The organism is Lactiplantibacillus sp. 3062 (genome assembly GCF_055413545.1).
Genome location: NZ_JBVAYE010000002.1, coordinates 452,337 through 470,522, shown reverse-complemented (window position 1 = coordinate 470,522; position 18,186 = coordinate 452,337). Strand labels below are relative to the sequence as shown.

General features: G+C 46.3%; 17 protein-coding genes. 14 read left to right on the top strand and 3 right to left on the bottom strand.

Annotation, left to right across the window (positions count from 1 at the left end; genetic code table 11):
* Nucleotides 1-5: 5 nt before the first annotated feature.
* From ACWQAU_RS05255 to ACWQAU_RS05215, 9 genes are all read left to right on the top strand, one after another.
* Nucleotides 6-641: a nicotinate-nucleotide adenylyltransferase gene (locus ACWQAU_RS05255; RefSeq protein ID WP_003640290.1), complete on the top strand. Its 636-nt coding sequence runs from the start codon at nt 6-8 to the stop codon at nt 639-641.
* The gene (yqeK, locus tag ACWQAU_RS05250) at nt 625-1,242 is read left to right on the top strand and encodes a bis(5'-nucleosyl)-tetraphosphatase (symmetrical) YqeK (protein WP_003640291.1); all 618 of its coding nucleotides are present in this window, start codon (nt 625-627) and stop codon (nt 1,240-1,242) included. The genes ACWQAU_RS05255 and yqeK overlap by 17 nt, the downstream gene beginning before the upstream one ends.
* A 17-nt stretch (nt 1,243-1,259) precedes the next feature.
* Nucleotides 1,260-1,616, top strand: a complete 357-nt coding sequence (gene rsfS / locus ACWQAU_RS05245) for a ribosome silencing factor (RefSeq protein WP_003645187.1) — start codon at nt 1,260-1,262, stop codon at nt 1,614-1,616.
* Nucleotides 1,613-2,347 carry a class I SAM-dependent DNA methyltransferase gene (locus tag ACWQAU_RS05240; RefSeq protein ID WP_027822055.1) on the top strand — a complete coding sequence of 245 codons (735 nt, stop codon included), beginning with the start codon at nt 1,613-1,615 and terminating at the stop codon, nt 2,345-2,347. Before rsfS ends, ACWQAU_RS05240 begins: the two co-directional genes overlap by 4 nt.
* A gap of 14 nt (nt 2,348-2,361) precedes the next feature.
* On the top strand, nt 2,362-3,513 hold the full coding sequence (locus tag ACWQAU_RS05235) for a nucleotidyltransferase (protein WP_027822054.1): 1,152 nt from the start codon (nt 2,362-2,364) through the stop codon (nt 3,511-3,513).
* Nucleotides 3,514-3,637: 124 nt separating this feature from the next.
* Nucleotides 3,638-4,192 carry a YceD family protein gene (locus ACWQAU_RS05230; protein WP_003640295.1) on the top strand — a complete coding sequence of 185 codons (555 nt, stop codon included), beginning with the start codon at nt 3,638-3,640 and terminating at the stop codon, nt 4,190-4,192.
* 59 nt (nt 4,193-4,251) lie between these two features.
* A complete protein-coding gene (gene rpmF / locus ACWQAU_RS05225; RefSeq protein WP_003638547.1) occupies nt 4,252-4,431 on the top strand; it encodes a 50S ribosomal protein L32 in 180 nt (59 codons plus the stop codon).
* 288 nt (nt 4,432-4,719) lie between these two features.
* Nucleotides 4,720-5,106 (top strand): PepSY domain-containing protein, encoded by a 387-nt coding sequence (locus ACWQAU_RS05220; protein ID WP_228403020.1) that lies wholly within the window; start codon nt 4,720-4,722, stop codon nt 5,104-5,106.
* A complete protein-coding gene (locus ACWQAU_RS05215) occupies nt 5,061-5,309 on the top strand; it encodes a PepSY domain-containing protein (RefSeq protein ID WP_228403018.1) in 249 nt (82 codons plus the stop codon). Before ACWQAU_RS05220 ends, ACWQAU_RS05215 begins: the two co-directional genes overlap by 46 nt.
* A 114-nt stretch (nt 5,310-5,423) precedes the next feature.
* Here ACWQAU_RS05215 and ACWQAU_RS05210 read toward each other — a convergent pair whose 3' ends face one another.
* Complete coding sequence (locus tag ACWQAU_RS05210) at nt 5,424-6,386, bottom strand: cation diffusion facilitator family transporter (protein ID WP_015380252.1); 963 nt, start codon at nt 6,384-6,386, stop codon at nt 5,424-5,426.
* A gap of 394 nt (nt 6,387-6,780) precedes the next feature.
* On the opposite strand from ACWQAU_RS05210, the gene gndA reads away from it, so the two are divergent.
* The 5 genes from gndA to ACWQAU_RS05185 all read left to right on the top strand — a co-directional run bounded on the left by gndA (nt 6,781) and on the right by ACWQAU_RS05185 (nt 13,589).
* Nucleotides 6,781-8,217 (top strand): NADP-dependent phosphogluconate dehydrogenase, encoded by a 1,437-nt coding sequence (gndA, locus tag ACWQAU_RS05205; protein WP_003645183.1) that lies wholly within the window; start codon nt 6,781-6,783, stop codon nt 8,215-8,217.
* A gap of 168 nt (nt 8,218-8,385) precedes the next feature.
* Nucleotides 8,386-9,735, top strand: a complete 1,350-nt coding sequence (locus tag ACWQAU_RS05200; RefSeq protein ID WP_027822053.1) for a replication-associated recombination protein A — start codon at nt 8,386-8,388, stop codon at nt 9,733-9,735.
* Between the two features lie 190 nt (nt 9,736-9,925).
* Entirely contained in the window at nt 9,926-10,612 is a 687-nt protein-coding gene (locus ACWQAU_RS05195; RefSeq protein ID WP_003638551.1) for a response regulator transcription factor, read from the top strand.
* Nucleotides 10,612-12,249, top strand: coding sequence for a HAMP domain-containing sensor histidine kinase (locus ACWQAU_RS05190; protein ID WP_027822052.1), 1,638 nt, complete (start codon nt 10,612-10,614; stop codon nt 12,247-12,249). The genes ACWQAU_RS05195 and ACWQAU_RS05190 overlap by 1 nt, the downstream gene beginning before the upstream one ends.
* Before the next feature lie 371 nt (nt 12,250-12,620).
* Nucleotides 12,621-13,589, top strand: coding sequence for a UbiA family prenyltransferase (locus ACWQAU_RS05185; RefSeq protein ID WP_027822051.1), 969 nt, complete (start codon nt 12,621-12,623; stop codon nt 13,587-13,589).
* A gap of 134 nt (nt 13,590-13,723) precedes the next feature.
* Here ACWQAU_RS05185 and ACWQAU_RS05180 read toward each other — a convergent pair whose 3' ends face one another.
* Both ACWQAU_RS05180 and ACWQAU_RS05175 read right to left on the bottom strand, forming a co-directional pair.
* Nucleotides 13,724-16,909 (bottom strand): AAA family ATPase, encoded by a 3,186-nt coding sequence (locus ACWQAU_RS05180; protein WP_079111785.1) that lies wholly within the window; start codon nt 16,907-16,909, stop codon nt 13,724-13,726.
* A 2-nt stretch (nt 16,910-16,911) separates the two neighbouring features.
* Nucleotides 16,912-18,093 (bottom strand): exonuclease SbcCD subunit D, encoded by a 1,182-nt coding sequence (locus tag ACWQAU_RS05175; protein WP_003640304.1) that lies wholly within the window; start codon nt 18,091-18,093, stop codon nt 16,912-16,914.
* Nucleotides 18,094-18,186 lie beyond the last annotated feature (93 nt).

Genomic DNA, 18,186 nt, shown 5'->3' with positions numbered 1-18,186 from the left:
GACGGGTGCAGACGGTTAATCAAACAGCGACAAAAGTTCTGACGGAAACGGTGACGGCAATTCCGCATCGCCGTGTTGGTATTTTAGGTGGCACGTTTAACCCACCGCATTTGGGACATTTGATCATGGCCCAGCAAGTTGGTGATCAACTGGGTTTGGATGAAGTCCGCTTTATGCCGGACGCTCAACCACCGCATGTCGACGAAAAGAAGACGATTGCGGTGGAAGATCGTGCGAATATGGTCCAAGAAGCCATTGTTGATAATCCACTATTTCGGTTGGAGACGGCGGAAATCGAGCGGGGTGGCAAAAGCTATACTTACGAAACGATGAAGTTTTTGAAAGCTAAGCATCCGGACACGCAGTACTATTTCATCATTGGCGGCGACATGGTCGATTATTTGCATACTTGGTATCACATTGACGAGCTAGTTAAATTAGTCACCTTTGTTGGTATCAAACGAACCGGGTACCCAACGACGAGTCAATATCCGGTTATTTGGGTCGACGCACCGTTGATCGATATTAGTTCCACTCAGATTCGTCAAAAAATCAGCCATGGGCATTCGGTCCGTTATCTGGTTCCGGAAGCCGTGGCCGCTTATATTAAGGAGCATCATTTGTATGAGCAAAACGATTGAGTATACTGAAGCGATTGTTCCATATCGTCACGAGGAGCTAATGGCAAAAGTTGCCGCCCAGTTGACTGACAAACGCTATCAACACTGCTTACGGGTCGAGGAGACTGCGCGGCAGTTAGCTGCTGACAACGGTGTTGATGTCGAGTTAGCTGGAATTGCGGGGTTATTACACGACTACGCCAAGCAACGCGATGATCAAACATTTATTCAGCTCATTAAGACGCATGGCATGGACCCCAACCTGGTTTCGTATGGGAACGGGGTCTGGCATGGCTATGTTGGCGCTGAACTGATCAAAGATGAGTTGCACATCTACAATGAGCCAATTTTGAATGCGGTGCGGTTACACACGGTCGGTGCGCCTTATATGACTAAACTGGACCAAATCATCTTCATGGCCGATTTTATTGAACCAGCCCGGGACTTCCCCGGTGTTGAAGCGGCTCGTGAAGCGACGGCCAAGTCGTTGGCTGACGGTGTTCGTTTCCAGATTCAACATACACTAGATTATCTGATTCAGAAGGGTGCGCCAGTCTACCCACAAACGTTAGCAACCTATAACGCGTGGGTCGGTGGTGTGGCCCCTCAATTTGCCAATTAAATTTAAGGGAGAGTTTTATGGATAGCAAGGAACTTTTACAATTAACTGTTGAGGCCGCTGACGATAAGCGTGCCGACGATATCGTAGCCTTAGACGTTGCGGAAGTCAGTTTGATGGCGGACTATTTTGTCATCTTATCCGCGGATTCCAAGCGCCAAGTTCAAGCGATTGCTGATAATATCGTGGACTTTGTGCGCAAGGCCGGTTCGGACGTTAAGAGCGTCGAAGGTCGGACTGCGGGCGAATGGGTCTTGATCGATGCCGGTGATGTCATCGTGCACGTCTTCCAAAAGGATGCGCGGGCACACTATAATTTGGAAAAATTATGGTCTGATGCGCCTATCGTCGACGTTGCACAATGGGTAAACGCATGATTTATCAGACGTTTGCCGAACTTTATGACGAACTTTTTGATCCAGCCATGTACCAGCAATGGCTGGATTTTGTCCGTCGTGAGTATCCTAACCAAGATGGTCAGTTGCTCGAATTAGCTTGTGGGACGGGACGCTTAGGGGTGTTGTTAGCCCAAGCCGGCTATCAGGTCACCGGTTTAGATTTGTCGGAGAACATGTTAGCACTGGCACAGCGCCATGCGGACGAGGCAGCCGTGACCTTACCGCTATTACAAGGGGATATGCTCGATTTATCTGAAATTGGGACCTTTGATGCGGTTACCTGTTTTGCTGATTCGTTCTGCTATTTGCCCGATATTACGACAGTCCAACGTGCATTTGAACAAGTGGCTCAACATTTGACAGCGGCCGGCGAATTTTTATTCGACGTCATTACACCTTATCAGACGGATGAGGTCTATCCTGGTTATATGTACAATTATCGCGATGAGGATCGGGCTTTTATGTGGACAAGCTATGCCGGTGAACAGCCGCACAGTGCTGAGCACGATTTAACGTTCTTTATTTATAATGATGATAAGCAGGCCTTCGACGAGGTCAGTGAATTACATCAAGAACAAACTTATGTGTTGGCTGATTATCAACAAGCTCTGCAGGCAGCCGGTTTTAATCATGTCACGGTCAGCGCCAATTTTGGCCGCCAACAACCGGATGATCAGACCACGCGGTGGTTCTTCAAGTGTCGTAAGTAGTAGGAGGAACAAGAATGCAAGCAGTCGGGTTAATAACTGAATACAATCCGTTGCATAATGGGCATCGCTACCACTTGCAGCAAGCACAACAGTTGACCAATGCGGACTGTGTCGTGGTTGTGATGAGCGGTAATTGGCTACAACGCGGGGAGCCGGCCATCTTAGACAAGTGGACACGTGCGAAGCTGGCTTTGGAAAACGGGGCGGATCTAGTGATCGAATTGCCCGTGTTTTTTGCGACCCAACCAGCCCATTTATTTGCCCGGGGCGGTATTGAATTGCTCAGTGCACTGGACTGCACGAGTGTTGTTTTTGGTGCGGAACATCCTGAGTTAGACTTTCAGCGGTTGACCACGGCAATTGCGGCGCAACAGGGCGACTTTACCCATTATAATGCGACTTTTGCCACTCAGTTTAACGCGGCCTTGCAAGCTGCCACGGGCGTGACGTTGACGGCAGCCAATGATATGCTGAGCTTCTGTTATTACGCTGCCAATCAGGCCCTGGCACATCCGATGCAGTTACTGCCGATCAAACGCTGCCAAGCGGATCACGCGACGGCGACAATTGCGGCCGATAGTCGCTACGCCAGTGGGACAGCGGTGCGCCAAGCGGCACTTGCACAGGATTGGGCGGCGCTGAAACCAGTTGTCCCGGCCGACACGTTCACGGCGCTGACTACGCAACGACTGCAGCGCTGGAGCGACTTTTGGCCGTTTTTACAGTATCAATTGCTGACCGTTGACGTTGCCCGTAGTGGACAGTATGATCAGATGGCGGAAGGCTTGGAATACCGGATGCAGGCGATGGCCCAACACGCCACGACTTTTGATGACTTTATTCATCAGGTCAAGTCAAAACGCTATACGTATACACGATTGCAGCGGGTGGCGACAGCCGCACTACTACAACTTACTCAGGCAGAAGTCCAGAAAGCACAGGCACATAATTATCTGCGCGTCTTAGGCTTCACACCTAAGGGGCAGGCTTATTTGCATCAAGTGAAGAAACAGCTCCCGTTGCCGCTGTATACGAAAATCAATCAAGACTTACGCCAGCATGCTCTGAATCTCGATTATCGGGCGGGGCGCGTCTATCAATTAATTAATGGGCAATCGCAAGATTTATATCGACAACCATGGCGGTTACCGGTAACAATTGGTTGACCGCGGCGGGCTTTCTTGATATGGTTAGGTCTAATGACGGGCATTTTGGACTGTCAAGGAAAAAACATTGACAAAGGATTTTTACACAGGTATAATTTATCACGTTGCATTAGGAGGTTTTTAAATGAAATGGTCACTTTCACAGCTTAAAACATACCGTGAAACGCCACTTCAGTTTGATGAAGCATTGGATTTAAAACACTCCTTGATGAGCCGTTATCCAGAAATTATCGATGTTAAGTCAGTTCACGCAACTGGATTAGCGAGTTATGATAAGGATAATGTGTTAATCACGGCGAAGATTGACGCAATGTTAACATTGCCGTCTAGTCGCTCGCTGACGCCAGTGGATGTCCCATTGGCTTTTCAAATGACGGAATATTATGTTCCTCAGGGAACCGATCTGAGTCGTTTTGACGAAGAAACTGACACGGTAATTATTTTACCTGAAGATGATATTTTAGATTTTGATGTCGCTGTGGAGGATAATATTTTAATTCACATCCCCATGCAGATTCTTTCTGAAGCTGAACAAGACGGTGCCCCGATGCCAACTGGTAAGGGCTGGGAAGTTCTCTCCGAGGACGACCAAGCGTTGCAAGCTGCAGAACTTAAAACTGTTGATCCGCGTTTAGCTAAGTTAAAAAACCTGTTCCCTGATCAGGAAGACAAGGATTAAGTTAACTAGGCGTATCAAAACACACATTATGTGAATTCACTTGAAGGAGGTGTAGGTTGATGGCTGTACCAGCAAGAAGAACATCTAAGATGCGTAAACGCAACCGTCGTGGTCATATTAAATTGGCTACACCAAATTTGGCACCATGCCCAAATTGTGGCGAATTACGTGTATCACACCGTGTTTGCCCAAGTTGTGGATACTACAACGGCAAGCAAGTCGTAAAAGTAAACAACTAATTGTTAGTTGGTGAAAAGTTGCATTGCGGCCATGGCGCATGGAACTTTTCGTTACCATAATACGATCAAAAAGCCCGCTTAGGTGGGCTTTTTTGTTGTCTTCAATTAAGTTTGAGTTGGGACCAGCACTTCTTGAAATAAGGTTTGACTGAGCTGCCAGCGCGGTCAAGCGAGTGGCTTTGCATATTGATTGCGATGAGGCGTCTCCCTTCCGTATACTAAGACTATCAAATATGGGTACGGATTCATAATAAGTGTTACTGACGCAGCGACAAGGGGGTTATGGAGATGATGAGCAAAAAATATGGGATCGGGTTAGCACTACTCACCGTGGTTCTGTTAGCTGGATGTGGCACCCGACAGTCGACGCAAAATAAGGCGACAAGCCAATCAACTAGCAGCCAAAGTAATTCGACCAAAAGTGTGACAGCCAAAACGAAAGTGTCATTAGCCGCAGCCATCAAAAAGTTTCAGCAACAATATCCAGACGCCAGTGTGACGAGTATTGAGTTAGAAGACCAACTCGGTCGACCGGTTTACACGCTGGAAGGCGTTGGCGGCACCCAGGAACATGAATTACAACTCAATGGGCGAACCGAACCGGGAAGGTCATCAGTAAGCAGTCTGAGATGCTGGATCAAGATGATCAAGCTGACGCTGAGGGTGACCGGCTGAATCTTAACAAGGTAATCAGTCCTAGTAAAGCGGTGGCGATTGCCATCCATGATCGTAACGGTGGCTATGCTAGCGAACTCAAGCTCGATAAGGACAATGGCACCACTTACTGGGAGGTCCAGGTACATCAAGGAAAGCAGCAAGTCGATATTAAGATTGATGCCTATGAAGGTCATATTTTGGAAACTGAGCACGACGATTAGTACCATGTGGTTGCTGGTGAAAAGGGGCGGTAAGTAGCCTCATTTTGTCAGCAACTAGTCTTGAAATGGTCAGCCGGCTAAACGTATCGCCTATTTTGTAAATCATTGATTTGATCAATAGTTAGTTGTAATCATCACGTCCGTTTCCATCACACCGAATTCTTGCCACATGATTTGATTGATGGTTTCGATCAGACGTGTGATTTCAATCGCCGTCATCCGAGGTGGCACACCGATCGTGGCTCGCAGCATGATGAGATTACCATCATAATGAGCCTTGAGAAAAATGACTTTGCGGACACTAGTTAAATCAGCAATTCGCCGTTGATAGCGATCTTCAAGGTAAGGATCGAAATAGTCAACTAGGTTCAGACTACTTTCTCGAAAAATTTTGGTGCCAGTATTGAGGATGTATAGCCCTAAGCCGATACTAATCAGGTTATCGAACCACTGAAGGTGGAGCTTGACCGTGACAAGGATCGTAAGAACGGTAGTCAGACTGGTCAACGCGTCCGTGAAGGTATCACGGCTCGCTGCGGTCAGGGCAGCATTGTTAAGTTTGCGACTCCAATAATGATTGAAGGCCCATAAAACCAGTAGCACCACGAAGGAAAACCCGGCGGCCAAGCCGGCGATACTGCTGAGGTTTTTGAAGGGGGTACGGGTGGCGAATGTCATTACGCCTTTGATAATAATGTCGATTCCAATGGCAGCCATGATGGTGCCGGCTAGTAAATTAAAAATCGTCTCAAAACGAAAGCGGGATTGCTGGATTCGGGGTCCTAATTGCTGCTGCTCCGCGGGTGCGATGGGTGCGCCAAATAAATCGTCATCGTGCGTGCGACTGGCGATGAATAGACCAGTCATGAGTAGCCCGGTCGAAAAAATTCCAGATAAATTATTAAAGGCATCCGCACGTAGGGCCTGTGAGTGGCCCCAGCGTGCCCCTAGAAGCTCGATAATAAATAAGCCCAAATAAACGGCCACGTTGCCCCAGAGATGGTGACGGGCCGTTTTAAGCGAAATAACAACGGGTTGTTCAATTTGATGCCAATCTGGCAGTCGTTGGATAGACATGATTAGGGGCCTCCTTACGCATCTTGAATTGGACTGCTGGTCAGGATTAGTGGTGCTAGGGTGTCTCTCTGGTAAAAGTGGCCACCAGCGGGCATGTACGAATAAAAAAAGTGCGGAACGTCATAATAACAATGAGGACACTAGCCTAAACACCACGAACCGATCTATGAAGGTTATCCGTTTATTTTACTGTAAGCCTAGCACGGTGTTTTTAACTTTGTCAGTTGGTGCTGTTTGAAAGGCAAGTAACCTTTTTGGATGGTTCTATGAAAATTAATTTCTTCCCGCGATAAATTATATGAAATTAATTTTAAAATTTGCGGTCATTTACTTTATTAACAGCGTGTTTTTTGGTACGATAGTTGCGTATTAAAAATTGGGAGGCAATAAACTAATGAGTAATGAAAAACCACAAATTGGTGTCATTGGGATGGCCGTCATGGGTAAGAACCTGGCGTTGAACATCGAAAGCCGCGGCTACAAGGTTGCGATTTTTAATCGGACTGGTGCCAAAACTGAAAAGGTCGTTAAGGACCATGCTGACAAGCAATTAGTACCAAGTTATAAGATCGAAGACTTCGTGGCTTCACTTGAAACGCCACGACGGATTATCATGATGGTTAAGGCTGGTAAGCCAACCGATGCCGTTATCGATGAATTATTACCACTATTAGATAAAGGCGACGTCTTGATTGATGGTGGGAACACCAACTTTAATGACACGATGGCGCGTAACGCCCGCTTAGATAAATCCGGAATCAACTTTATTGGTATGGGTGTTTCCGGTGGTGAATTAGGTGCCTTACAAGGCCCTTCATTGATGCCTGGTGGTCAAAAGGAAGCTTATGATTTAGTTGCCCCAATCTTGGAAAAGATTTCTGCTAAAGCGCCTCAAGACGGTGCACCATGTGTGACTTACATCGGCCCGAACGGTGCTGGTCACTACGTTAAGATGGTCCACAACGGGATTGAATACGGTGATGAAGAGTTAATCGATGAATCATACAATATCATGCGCAACGTCGCGGGCTTGTCCGTTGATGAAATGTCCGATATTTTTACGGACTGGAACAAAGGCGAATTGAGCAGTTACTTGATCGAAATCACCGCTGACATTTTGTCACGTAAGGATGATTTAGGTGCGGATAAGACTAAGCCAATCGTTGACATGATCTTAGACCGTGGGAACAACAAAGGAACTGGTAAGTGGAGTTCCGAAGATGCCTTGAACGTTCAAGTGCCACAATCCGTTATTACGGAAGCGGTCTATGCGCGTTACATCTCAATGATGAAGAACGAACGGGTTGCCGCTTCTAAGAAATTAGCTGGCCCAACCGCTGACGTTGACTTGCCAGCCAAGGAAGAATTGGTTGAGAAGATTCGTCAAGCCCTCTACTTCAGTAAGATTATGAGTTATGCGCAAGGCTTCGAACAACTTCGTTTCGCTTCTGAACATTATGGTTGGGACTTGAAGTTCGGTGAACTTGCCCAAATCTGGCGTGCTGGTTGTATCATCCGGGCCCAATTCTTACAAAACATCACGGATGCTTTTGATAAGAAGCCTGATTTAAATAACTTATTGATGGACGACTACTTTGCCGACATCGCCGCCAAGTATCAACAATCAACACGTGAAGTGCTTAGCTTAGCAATCCAAGCTGGTGTACCGGTACCATCATTTAGTGCGGCATTGTCATACTACGACTCATACCGGGCCGAAGTGTTACCTGCTAACTTGTTGCAAGCGCAACGGGATTACTTTGGTGCGCATACGTATGAACGGACTGACCGTGAAGGGTTATACCATTACAGTTGGTACGAAGAACAATAAAATCATTTTGAATGAACTAAACTGTGGCTAATGACGTTACGCGTGATTAGGCGCAGTTTTTTTGTGCTGTGGGTGGCTGTGCGGTAATGATCGTTGGTTTGAGTGGATTAGAACGTACGTTTGCGTTAAAATTGAGAGTAATGAATAAACGCGAAAGTGGGGGTCGCCATGCGACAAGAATCATTATTTAACCCGGATAAATCTAGTAGTAGTCCGTTGGCTTACCGGGTCCGGCCAGTGACGCTGGCGGATTTCAAGGGCCAAGAGCATCTACTTGGCCCGGGTAAACTATTACGACAATTAATCGCAGAAGATCAGTTACCATCCCTGATTTTTTGGGGACCACCGGGAGTCGGTAAGACCACGCTAGCCGAAATTATTGCGCAACAGACCCAGTCGCACTTTATTACGTTTAGCGCGGTGACGAGTGGCATTAAAGAAATTCGGCAAATCATGGATGAAGCGGAGGCTAATCGAGATTTTGGTGAAAAGACCATTGTTTTTATTGATGAAATTCACCGGTTTAATAAGGCCCAACAAGATGCCTTTTTACCGTATGTTGAGCGCGGCAGTATCACGTTAATTGGTGCGACGACGGAAAATCCCTCATTTGAAATTAACGCGGCCCTATTATCACGGTGCAAAGTATTGGTTTTAAAGGCATTGACGCCTGATGCGTTAGAAGCTGTCTTGCAGGGCGCTTTGCAGAATCCGAAGGGGTTTCCGGATATTGAGATTACGATGCAGCCTGATACACTAAGATTGATCGCAGAATTTGCTAATGGTGATGCTCGTATGGCGCTCAATACGTTAGAAATGGCTGTTTTGAACGGTGACCGCGATGGCAAGCACGTTACGATTACTACGGCCGGGTTATCGCAACTGATCAATACTAAGTCGTTGCGCTACGATAAGCATGGCGAGGAGCATTATAATATTATCTCCGCGTTACATAAATCAATGCGTAATAGTGATGTTGACGCGGCGATTTACTGGTTGATGCGGATGCTAGCCGGCGGTGAAGATCCGCTGTATATCGCTCGGCGTTTGATTCGGTTTGCGAGTGAGGACATTGGGCTAGCTGACCGGCAGGCATTGCCACTGACGGTAGCAGTCTTTCAGGCGTGCCAGTTGATCGGTATGCCTGAGTGTGACGTGAATTTGACGGAAGCAGTGACTTATTTAGCCTTAGCACCGAAGTCCAATGCATTATACGCGGCTAAATCGGCAGCGCAAGCAGATATCAAAGCGACGGGTAATTTACCGGTCCCCTTACAGATTCGCAACGCACCGACAAAATTAATGAAAGATTTAGGTTATGGTTCTGATTACAAATATGCCCATGATACAGCGGCCAAATTAACCACGATGACGACGATGCCACCTGAGTTAAAACAGCACCGGTACTATGAGCCGACTAGCCAGGGACAGGAGAAAGCCTGGCAACAGCGCCTAGCTGCTATTCGCCAGTGGCACCAGCAACATCCGCAAACCGAACCGTCAGATGATGAGACATAAAGATTGCAATTTAATGAGAATTCACTAAAATTAGATTTGGGTGAGGAGCAGACCCTGGTTGGGGTGTAGGAAATTCAGCGTTTTCATGTTAAAATAACATGTTGTACTAGCTTAATGCAGGTTAGTGGTGATAAATCACTGATTCGTACGGTTTTTAGATAAGTTGAATATTAGGAGTGACTAAAAGTAAATGAGTCGAATATTAATTATTGAGGATGAAAAAAACCTCGCACGCTTCGTTGAATTAGAATTAAAACACGAAGGCTATGATATTCAAGTCGAATATAACGGCCGTAAAGGGTTAGACGCAGCGTTAGCTGAAGATTTTGATGCCATCCTATTAGACCTGATGTTACCAGAACTGAACGGTTTGGAAGTCTGCCGGCGGGTTCGTGAAGTCAAGAACACGCCGATCATTATGATGACGGCCCGTGACTCCGTGATTGATCGAGTTTCCGGCCTGGATCATGGGGCAGATGATTACATTGTTAAGCCATTTGCTATCGAAGAATTACTTGCCCGCTTACGAGCACTATTGCGGCGAATCGATTTGGAAAGTGAACAACAAAGCACTAAACAAACGACCGTCACTTATAAAGACTTGACGATTGAAAAGGAAAACTTAGTCGTTAAACGTGGCGACGAAGTCATCAACTTGACGAAGCGTGAATATGAACTGTTATTAACTTTAATGGAAAATATTAACGTTGTCCTCGCTCGTGATGTCTTACTAAACAAAGTATGGGGTTACGAATCAGAAGTTGAAACGAATGTCGTCGACGTTTATATTCGTTACTTACGGAACAAGATTGACCGACCAGGAGAAAAGAGTTACATCCAAACTGTTCGTGGGACTGGATACGTGATTCGTTCTTAATGACTGACGCTGATACGAATCAAGTGACGCCTAAACCACGGCGCCGTTGGTCATTAAAATGGAAATGGGCGCTCGGGACCGCAATTGGGTCCGCGCTCATTTTTATTTGTTTTTCATTATTGGTCTATAAGAGTTTCACGAACCTCTTATTGCACCAAGAACAACGGAACGTGGCTAGTGCTGTTACAACGGTGCAACAATCGTTACGAACGGAGTCGAAGGGACTGACCATTAAGTCGGTGGCCGCTAAATTGCAACCTGAGGCGAGCGTTGAACCGGCAACTACCATGAGCGAACGTAAGCATGGTGTACTGCAAAGTAAAATCTTTTCAGATTCCGATTTAACAGCCTTATCCCGTACAAATTTAGCTGTGACGGTTTATGATCCACACGGGAACACACTCTATCTATCCCGCAAGGATGCACATGAGTTCTCTAAGAATAAGACGCGTCAAGTGGTGGTGATTGGCCGAGGAAGTGATGCTGAATTAGTTGGGCGGGCGCCCATTTATGCGGCTAGCAATCACCGTTTGATCGGTTACACCCAGGTCACCGATAATTTGGCGGAATACCATTCAACGACTCAGAATTTGATCTGGATCTTTATTGTGATGACAATGATCACTATTTTTGGTGCCACGCTACTGGGCTATTTCTTAGCTGCGTTTCTATTACGGCCAATGCGTAAAATCAAACAGACGATCAATGCGGTCAATGATGATCCGCAAACTGACTCGCGAGTGCCCGATCTTAAACGCAATGATGAATTGTCGGATTTAGCAGTCGTATTCAATGATATGCTTGATCAGATGCAACGCTATATTAATCAACAGCAGCAATTTGTTGAAGACGTTTCCCATGAATTACGGACCCCGGTGGCAATTATCCAGGGCCATATGGAGTTGCTGAATCGATGGGGCAAGGATGATCCGCAAGTGTTGTCGGAATCATTGGCGGCTAGTTTGTCAGAAACCAAGCGAATGCAGAGCTTAGTTCAAGAAATGTTGGACTTATCGCGTGCTGAACAATTGGAAATCAATTTTAGCCATGAGACGTCGGACGTTCAGAAGTTAGTGACGCAAGCATTTAACGATTTTACGATGATTCATCCCGACTTTCATTTTACGTTTGATGATGATGTTAAAAAGCCGGTGTATGCTCAGATTTACCGTAATCACCTCGAGCAAATTCTGATTATTTTATTGGATAATGCGGTCAAGTACTCGACACGACGTAAAGAAATCCATTTATCATTATCCACGGATTATCGCTACATTGAAGTCGCCGTCCAAGACTTTGGCGAGGGTATTTCTAAGGACAATCTCGATCGGGTTTTCAACCGTTTTTATCGGGTTGATAAGGCGCGTAGCCGTGATAAGGGTGGTAACGGGTTAGGATTATCCATTGCGCAACGGTTAGTTGAAGGTTACCATGGTCATATTAGTGTTGAATCTGTGGTGGGCCAAGGCTCGATCTTTCGGTTCCAGTTACCGATTCTACGGGACGCGAAGCTCTTAGCTAAGGCCGAGGCTGAAACGAATGATGTTGAAAAGATTGCCAAGTCGGAACTGCCAGCCGGAATCCGACCAGCTACTCGTGATGAAGCGCCCTTGGATGATCATGAGCACGACCACTAGGTAATCGAATCATTGATGAATTGAAAACGCACATTCAAGTTAATTTAACTTGAATGTGCGTTTTCAGTTTAGATAATTGCGCTGTAATGAAATTTAAAGCCGCGGCCTATGGGGATCATATCGTGATTTTGAGTGAGGCTTGAATCAATATTGAGCATCGACTGACAGTTCGATAGGGCGCAGTAAGATGATGATTAAACGACGAATAGGTTGTACACCAGCAGGCTGGGGTTAATCCTGATTTAGATTGATCCGACTCGAAATATATTTAAGCTGACCGATATTTGTTGATATGTTCATCATGAAACCATTTTCACAAGTAACCTTTTTTGGTATAGTGGAAGAGTAGTTAATTTAATCAGGGGGCGAAGTTGTTGACGAACGAACCAACTTATCGGCCAATGACGTTCAAAATTTTTTTGGAATTCATTCGGCTAAATGCCAAGGCAGCTAGTGTGGTGCCGTATTTTATTGGTATTTTATTTTCAATCTATTATTTTCATGCGTTTAATTGGATCAATTCGTTAATTTACTTAGTTGCACAAGTAGCGATTGCATTGTTTGTGACGGGGTTTAATAACGTGCAGGATTACTACTTGGCTAAGGATTTACATTATCGGGATACTTATAACATTGTTGGCCGTGAGCACCTATCACCACGACGATCATTGAATTTGATGCTAGCGATGTTAGCAACTGCAATTATTTTAGGATTAGTGCTAGTCGTCAGAACAAACCTATTGTTACTGTTCATGGGCGCTGCAGCGATTGGTGTGGCTATCTTCTATACCTATGGCCCGGTACCGTTTTCGCGCTTCCCGTTGGGTGAATTACTGTCGGGATGTGTCGAAGGATTTGGCGTTTTCTTTCTGAGTGTTTATATGAACGTCGCGACCCCCGTACTGGCGGGCTTTAAGTTTGCTTGGCCGCAGTTTGCGATTGTGGGGAATTTAGAGAACATATTGGTCATGATTTTGGTGGGGCTACCAGGGATTTTCTTGGTTGCGAATATCATGTTAGCTGATAATATTTCAGATTTACAACAGGATATTCGCAATGAACGTTATACGGTTCCGTACTATATTGGTCATCGTTGGTCACTACGGGTCTACGATACGCTGGCGCTGTTAGGTTATTTGCCAGTGCTGATGAGTGTTGTTTTACAAATACTACCGATTTATCAGCTGGCAGTGTTGCTCGTTTTACCAAAAATTTTGAAGAATATTTGGGCCTTTAACGCGGTGCAGGTGAAAGAAACCACCTTTAATACGGCACCACAAAATTTGATGATGTTTCAAGGCATGCAATTACTTGGACTGATCCTGGGTATTTTCTTTTAATCCGGTCTGATTAATTGGGATGGTTCACAGAAACGGCGGCCGTCATCCAGCATAATTGCTGAATGACGGCCGCCATTTTTTGTGTCGCTGTTTTTTAGACCTTGTTAGTCATGTACTGCGGTTGTTTTCGGCGGCTATTTACTGATCAACCGCACGGTACTGCGGCCATCCCCCATCTTTTTGATGAGAACTTGTTGGCCAATCGTTCGTTTCATTGATTCAATGTGACTGATAACACCGACCATTCGGTTTTCACCAATTGTTTCGAGTGCCTGCATCGCTTTTTCCAAAGTTTCATCATCCAGGGAGCCGAAGCCTTCGTCGACAAACAGTGCGTCGATTTGGACGCCATTAGCCGAAGATTGAACGACCTCACTGAGCGAGAGTGCAATCGACAGAGCAGCAATGAAGGTTTCACCACCGGACAACGTGTTGGATGAACGCGAGTTGCCGGTTTCATTATCGTAAACATTGATATCGAGGCCGTGGTCACTGCGGTTATCACTCGCTTCGGCAGCTAGTTCAAATGTGTAGCGGTTATTGGAAAGCAGGTTGATAAAGTGATCATTGGCGTAGTTTAAGACGCGTTGCAAGTAGTTTTGGACAACGTAGGTCTCTAACTTGAGCTTGTGATCGTTGCCATCTTTACCAGTCATGATATTATACAGGCTTGTAATTTCGGCGAACCGCTTTGCAAATGTGCCTTGCTGGTGCATGATTTGTTGGACTTTTTCGAGACAACTTTGCGCGTCGGTTAAGGCTTGTTCCGCCACGGTTTGGGATTGCAGTGCTCGATCCTTATGAGCTTGCAGGTCGGCCAGCTGAGCTTGGATACCCGTAATATTAGGTCGTTCAACGTTCGTTAAGGCGGTTTGCAGTTGCTTGATTTCGGTTGTCAGACGCTCCTTGTCTTGCCGATAGGTGGCAATTTGGACTTGCAGGGCGGTCAGTCGACCATTGGCGAGTTCTTCTAACCAATTTTCAAGTACAGTTTGGTCATGAGTCGGTGCTTCTGGAGCAGCTAAGGCCTGTGCGATTGTTTGCTCAAGCTGCGTGCGCGTGGCCTGTGTTGTCTTCAACCGGTCGTTTAAATCATCGAGCTTAGTTTGATGTTTTGATAAAGTAAGTTGACTGGTTTGAACGGTGGCTTGGGCGGCCTCTAGGCGTTGTTGGTAGGTCGCGACGATCTGATTGAGATGCGCTTTTTCGGCCAGCAGGTCAGCGCTTGTGACTTGTAAGTCCGTACCAATGGCTGCCTGAGCTACCGTCAAATCGGCTGTTTTATTGCGCAATAAGGCCCGTTGTTCGCCTAACTGTAACTCCGTTTGTTGGGCCTGTTTTTGTTGTGCTTCCAGTTCAGCAGTATATTTCTCAATAGCTTGAACCACTCGTTGGGCTGCCTCAAGCTTCTTCGTAATTGTGGCGAGTTGCTCAGCGAAAAAAGCCCTGACTGCGGTCAAATCGTAGGGTGACTTTAGTGCTAGTCCGTTGGTTTCAATCAACTGTTGGTAAGTTGAAGTTAGTTGCGTTTGGGCGGTGGTTACTTGCTGCGTAGCCTGGTCAACTTCTTTTTCAGCCTGTTCGACACGTTGTTGAGTTGCTTCCACTTGCTTGTTGGCTGCCGCCAGCGCGTTTTGAGCGTCGTCAACGGCTTGCATGGATTGTCGTAAGTCAGCTTCATTTGCAACGATGGTTGTGACCGGCATCTGTGAATGATCGGTTGATCCACAGACCACGCAGGGCTGGCCGTCAACGAGTTCTTGTTGTAATTGGGCAATCATTAAGCTTTGGCGTTGACCACGTTGTTGTTCAAATTGGACTTGCGCATTGTGCTGATTCTGTTCATCGCTGGCAAGCTGCGCCCGTAAATCAGTCAGTTGCTTGGTGACGCGCTGCTGTTCTTGTTGCGCACCTCGCCATTGATTATCAAGTGGTGTCAGGGTGTCGACGAACTGTTCTCGTTGTTTAATCAGCAAATCTTTAGTGGCGTGTAAGTCATCAATAGATGGCAAGTTCGCTTGTTGGGTGGTGATTTTGGCTGTTAATGTCTTTATTACGGTTTGGTGCTGTTCAAAAGTCGCCTTCAGATCAGCGACACTCGGCTTGAGCTTTGCGAGCTGTGCGATGAGACTTTCAACGCGTTGCGCTTGTGGAATCAACGTGGCCAATTGTTCCAAGCGCTGCTGGTGCTGATGGTTAGCTTCACTTTGGTCATGTAATTGTTGAACTGCAGCTTGCACTTGGCGATAGTCGTCCTGCGCTTGTTGCACGTTATCCATAGCTGCTTGCTGGTCAAGTGTCAATTGCTTTTGGTCACGTGTTTGTTGAGTGAGGGCTTGCATGGTGGCTTGTAGGGGCTGGGCCCAAGTTAACGCGTGCAACTGTTGCTTGGCTATGGTAATTGCCGGTGTTTGTTCTTCAACTTTAGTTTGATAATCAGCTTGCGCCTGTGTGAGCCGGTCAAATTGTTGTTGGCGATCGCGTGCTTGCTGGTAGGTCGTTTCGGCCGCTTTAACAGACCGATTGATTTTACTAGTCGTTTGCTGTGCTTGGTCAAAAGCACTTTGACGCGTCGTAACAAATGCTCGTAGTAGTGGAATTTTTTGGTTGTCCGGAACTGCTTGAAGTTGAGCCTGTTCCTCATCATTCCAAGTTGCTGAGGCTAGTGCGACCCGCAAATCGGCGACAAACTGATCACCAGTCTTGCTGGCGGTTTGATACTCCGCTTTAAGTTCCGCAGTAAAGTCTGAATAAAGTTGCGTTCCAAAAATCTTTTTAAGAATTTTTTCCTTGTCAGTCGTTTTTGACTTTAAGAATTCCGAGAAGTCATTTTGGGGGAGTAGAATGATTTTTTTAAATTGATCAGCAGTCAAATTCAAGATGGTCGTGATCTCGGGACCAACGTCGGCCGGCTTGGTTGCAATGCTCTCAATCTCCACGCCACCAACGTGATCAACGACAGCTAATTTGGCCGTACTATTCTTTTTCGTCAGTCCAGATCCTTTTTTCTTAGCTAAGTATTGTTCAGGGGAGCGCGCAATCTTATAGAGTTGATTGCCTTGCTCAAAGTAGAAGGTGACGCTTGTCGGTTGGTCAGCGGGGGCGAACTGACTGCGCATCTCTTTGGCTGCCCGACCATCCGTCCCATCATTCGTCGTACTGCCAAAGAGGGCAAAAGTCATGGCATCGAAAATAGTTGATTTACCGGCCCCAGTATCACCACTAATCAGAAAAATCGGGGTACTTTCTAGCTTGCTAAAATCAATAATTGAATGTTCGTGGGGGCCAAAATAGTTCATGGCTAAATAAACGGGTTTCACGGCTAATCCTCTTTTCTTAAGTTGACGAAAATCTGGTCAACGAGTTGTTGTTGTGTCGTTGAGAGCTGGTTACCAGTAATCGCGTGGAAAAATTGCCCAACAATGGCATCAGGACTCAGTTCGTTCATGTTTTTTGGGCCACTAATGGCGGTGGCTTGGTGGTTCGATTCGTAGTCCAGTTCGACAATTGTGCCGTAGATTTGTTCGAGTTGCGCCCGGACGTTCAGATGCTTACTACGGTCGAATTCCTGGACGGTGATCGCAAACCAAGCCTGCTTTAACGGCTGTTGCTGATAAAAGTTGGGATCAAGTAACGTTTCCCAAGGCGCACGCAACGTAACCAAGTCAGTTTGCGGCTGAATTGGCTTGAATTCATGGGTGATCGCAGTGGGTGTGATTGTCACAATTTCAACACCTTTGCCATGGAACTTAGGGTTGGCTTCCTTGACGTTAAATTTGACGGGGCTACCGGCATAACGAATTCGATCTTTGTCGGGTGAGGCTAACCGAGTGTGAATATGGCCCAGCATCACGTAGTCGAAGTCTGCGAATAAATCGGTGGTCAGCGTCGCCAAACCGCCCACTTTGGAAGTTGTTTCACTTGTTAATTCCAAGTCGTCATCTGCTTTGGGTGTAACGGTAAAATGAGTAATCAACAAGTGCCGTTTTTCAGGATCAAAGGTGGTAACGAGGTCACTAACCACGCGTTGCATCGCATCGTGAATGGTGTGAATCGCCTTGACTTGTTTTTCGGGCAAACCTTGTTGCTGATAGTAGACCCGCGCGTCAATGGGGTCAAAAAACGGTAACATAAAGATTTGTGCCGTTGGGGTCTCGATGGGCGTGAAGGCCTCGGCTAGTAACGTATTGATATGAAAATTATTATAGGCTAGCCATTCACGACCGTAGTTGAGACGTTTGGCGCCATCATGGTTGCCAGCAATGGCATAGATTGGTAGGTGATGCTCGATATTAATAGCCTGCAGCATGTGGTCGAGTGAAGTGACCGCATCGGTACTCGGAACGGCCCGGTCGTAGATGTCCCCAGCAATCACGATACCATCAACTTTTTCAGCCAATGCAATCGTTAGAATTTGCTTGAACGCTGCTTCCTGTTCATCTAACAAAGAATAACCGTTAAGCGTCCGGCCGATGTGCCAATCCGCTGTATGTAGTAACTTCATGGGAGTTCCTCCTTGAGTTTGAATTGTTAATTTCCATTATCGCATATTTACATAAAATTTCAGGTCTCGAAGTGTCGTCTGCCCAAAGTAGAT

Excerpts from the sequence above, each read along its gene's own strand:
- yqeK (WP_003640291.1), top strand. The coding sequence starts at position 625 with ATGAGCAAAACGATTGAGTATACTGAAGCGATTGTTCCATATCGTCAC.
- rsfS (WP_003645187.1), top strand. The coding sequence starts at position 1,260 with ATGGATAGCAAGGAACTTTTACAATTAACTGTTGAGGCCGCTGACGAT.
- ACWQAU_RS05240 (WP_027822055.1), top strand. The coding sequence starts at position 1,613 with ATGATTTATCAGACGTTTGCCGAACTTTATGACGAACTTTTTGATCCA.
- ACWQAU_RS05235 (WP_027822054.1), top strand. The coding sequence starts at position 2,362 with ATGCAAGCAGTCGGGTTAATAACTGAATACAATCCGTTGCATAATGGG.
- ACWQAU_RS05230 (WP_003640295.1), top strand. The coding sequence starts at position 3,638 with ATGAAATGGTCACTTTCACAGCTTAAAACATACCGTGAAACGCCACTT.
- rpmF (WP_003638547.1), top strand. The coding sequence starts at position 4,252 with ATGGCTGTACCAGCAAGAAGAACATCTAAGATGCGTAAACGCAACCGT.
- ACWQAU_RS05220 (WP_228403020.1), top strand. The coding sequence starts at position 4,720 with ATGATGAGCAAAAAATATGGGATCGGGTTAGCACTACTCACCGTGGTT.
- ACWQAU_RS05215 (WP_228403018.1), top strand. The coding sequence starts at position 5,061 with ATGCTGGATCAAGATGATCAAGCTGACGCTGAGGGTGACCGGCTGAAT.
- ACWQAU_RS05210 (WP_015380252.1), bottom strand. The coding sequence starts at position 6,386 with ATGTCTATCCAACGACTGCCAGATTGGCATCAAATTGAACAACCCGTT.
- gndA (WP_003645183.1), top strand. The coding sequence starts at position 6,781 with ATGAGTAATGAAAAACCACAAATTGGTGTCATTGGGATGGCCGTCATG.
- ACWQAU_RS05200 (WP_027822053.1), top strand. The coding sequence starts at position 8,386 with ATGCGACAAGAATCATTATTTAACCCGGATAAATCTAGTAGTAGTCCG.
- ACWQAU_RS05195 (WP_003638551.1), top strand. The coding sequence starts at position 9,926 with ATGAGTCGAATATTAATTATTGAGGATGAAAAAAACCTCGCACGCTTC.
- ACWQAU_RS05190 (WP_027822052.1), top strand. The coding sequence starts at position 10,612 with ATGACTGACGCTGATACGAATCAAGTGACGCCTAAACCACGGCGCCGT.
- ACWQAU_RS05175 (WP_003640304.1), bottom strand. The coding sequence starts at position 18,093 with ATGAAGTTACTACATACAGCGGATTGGCACATCGGCCGGACGCTTAAC.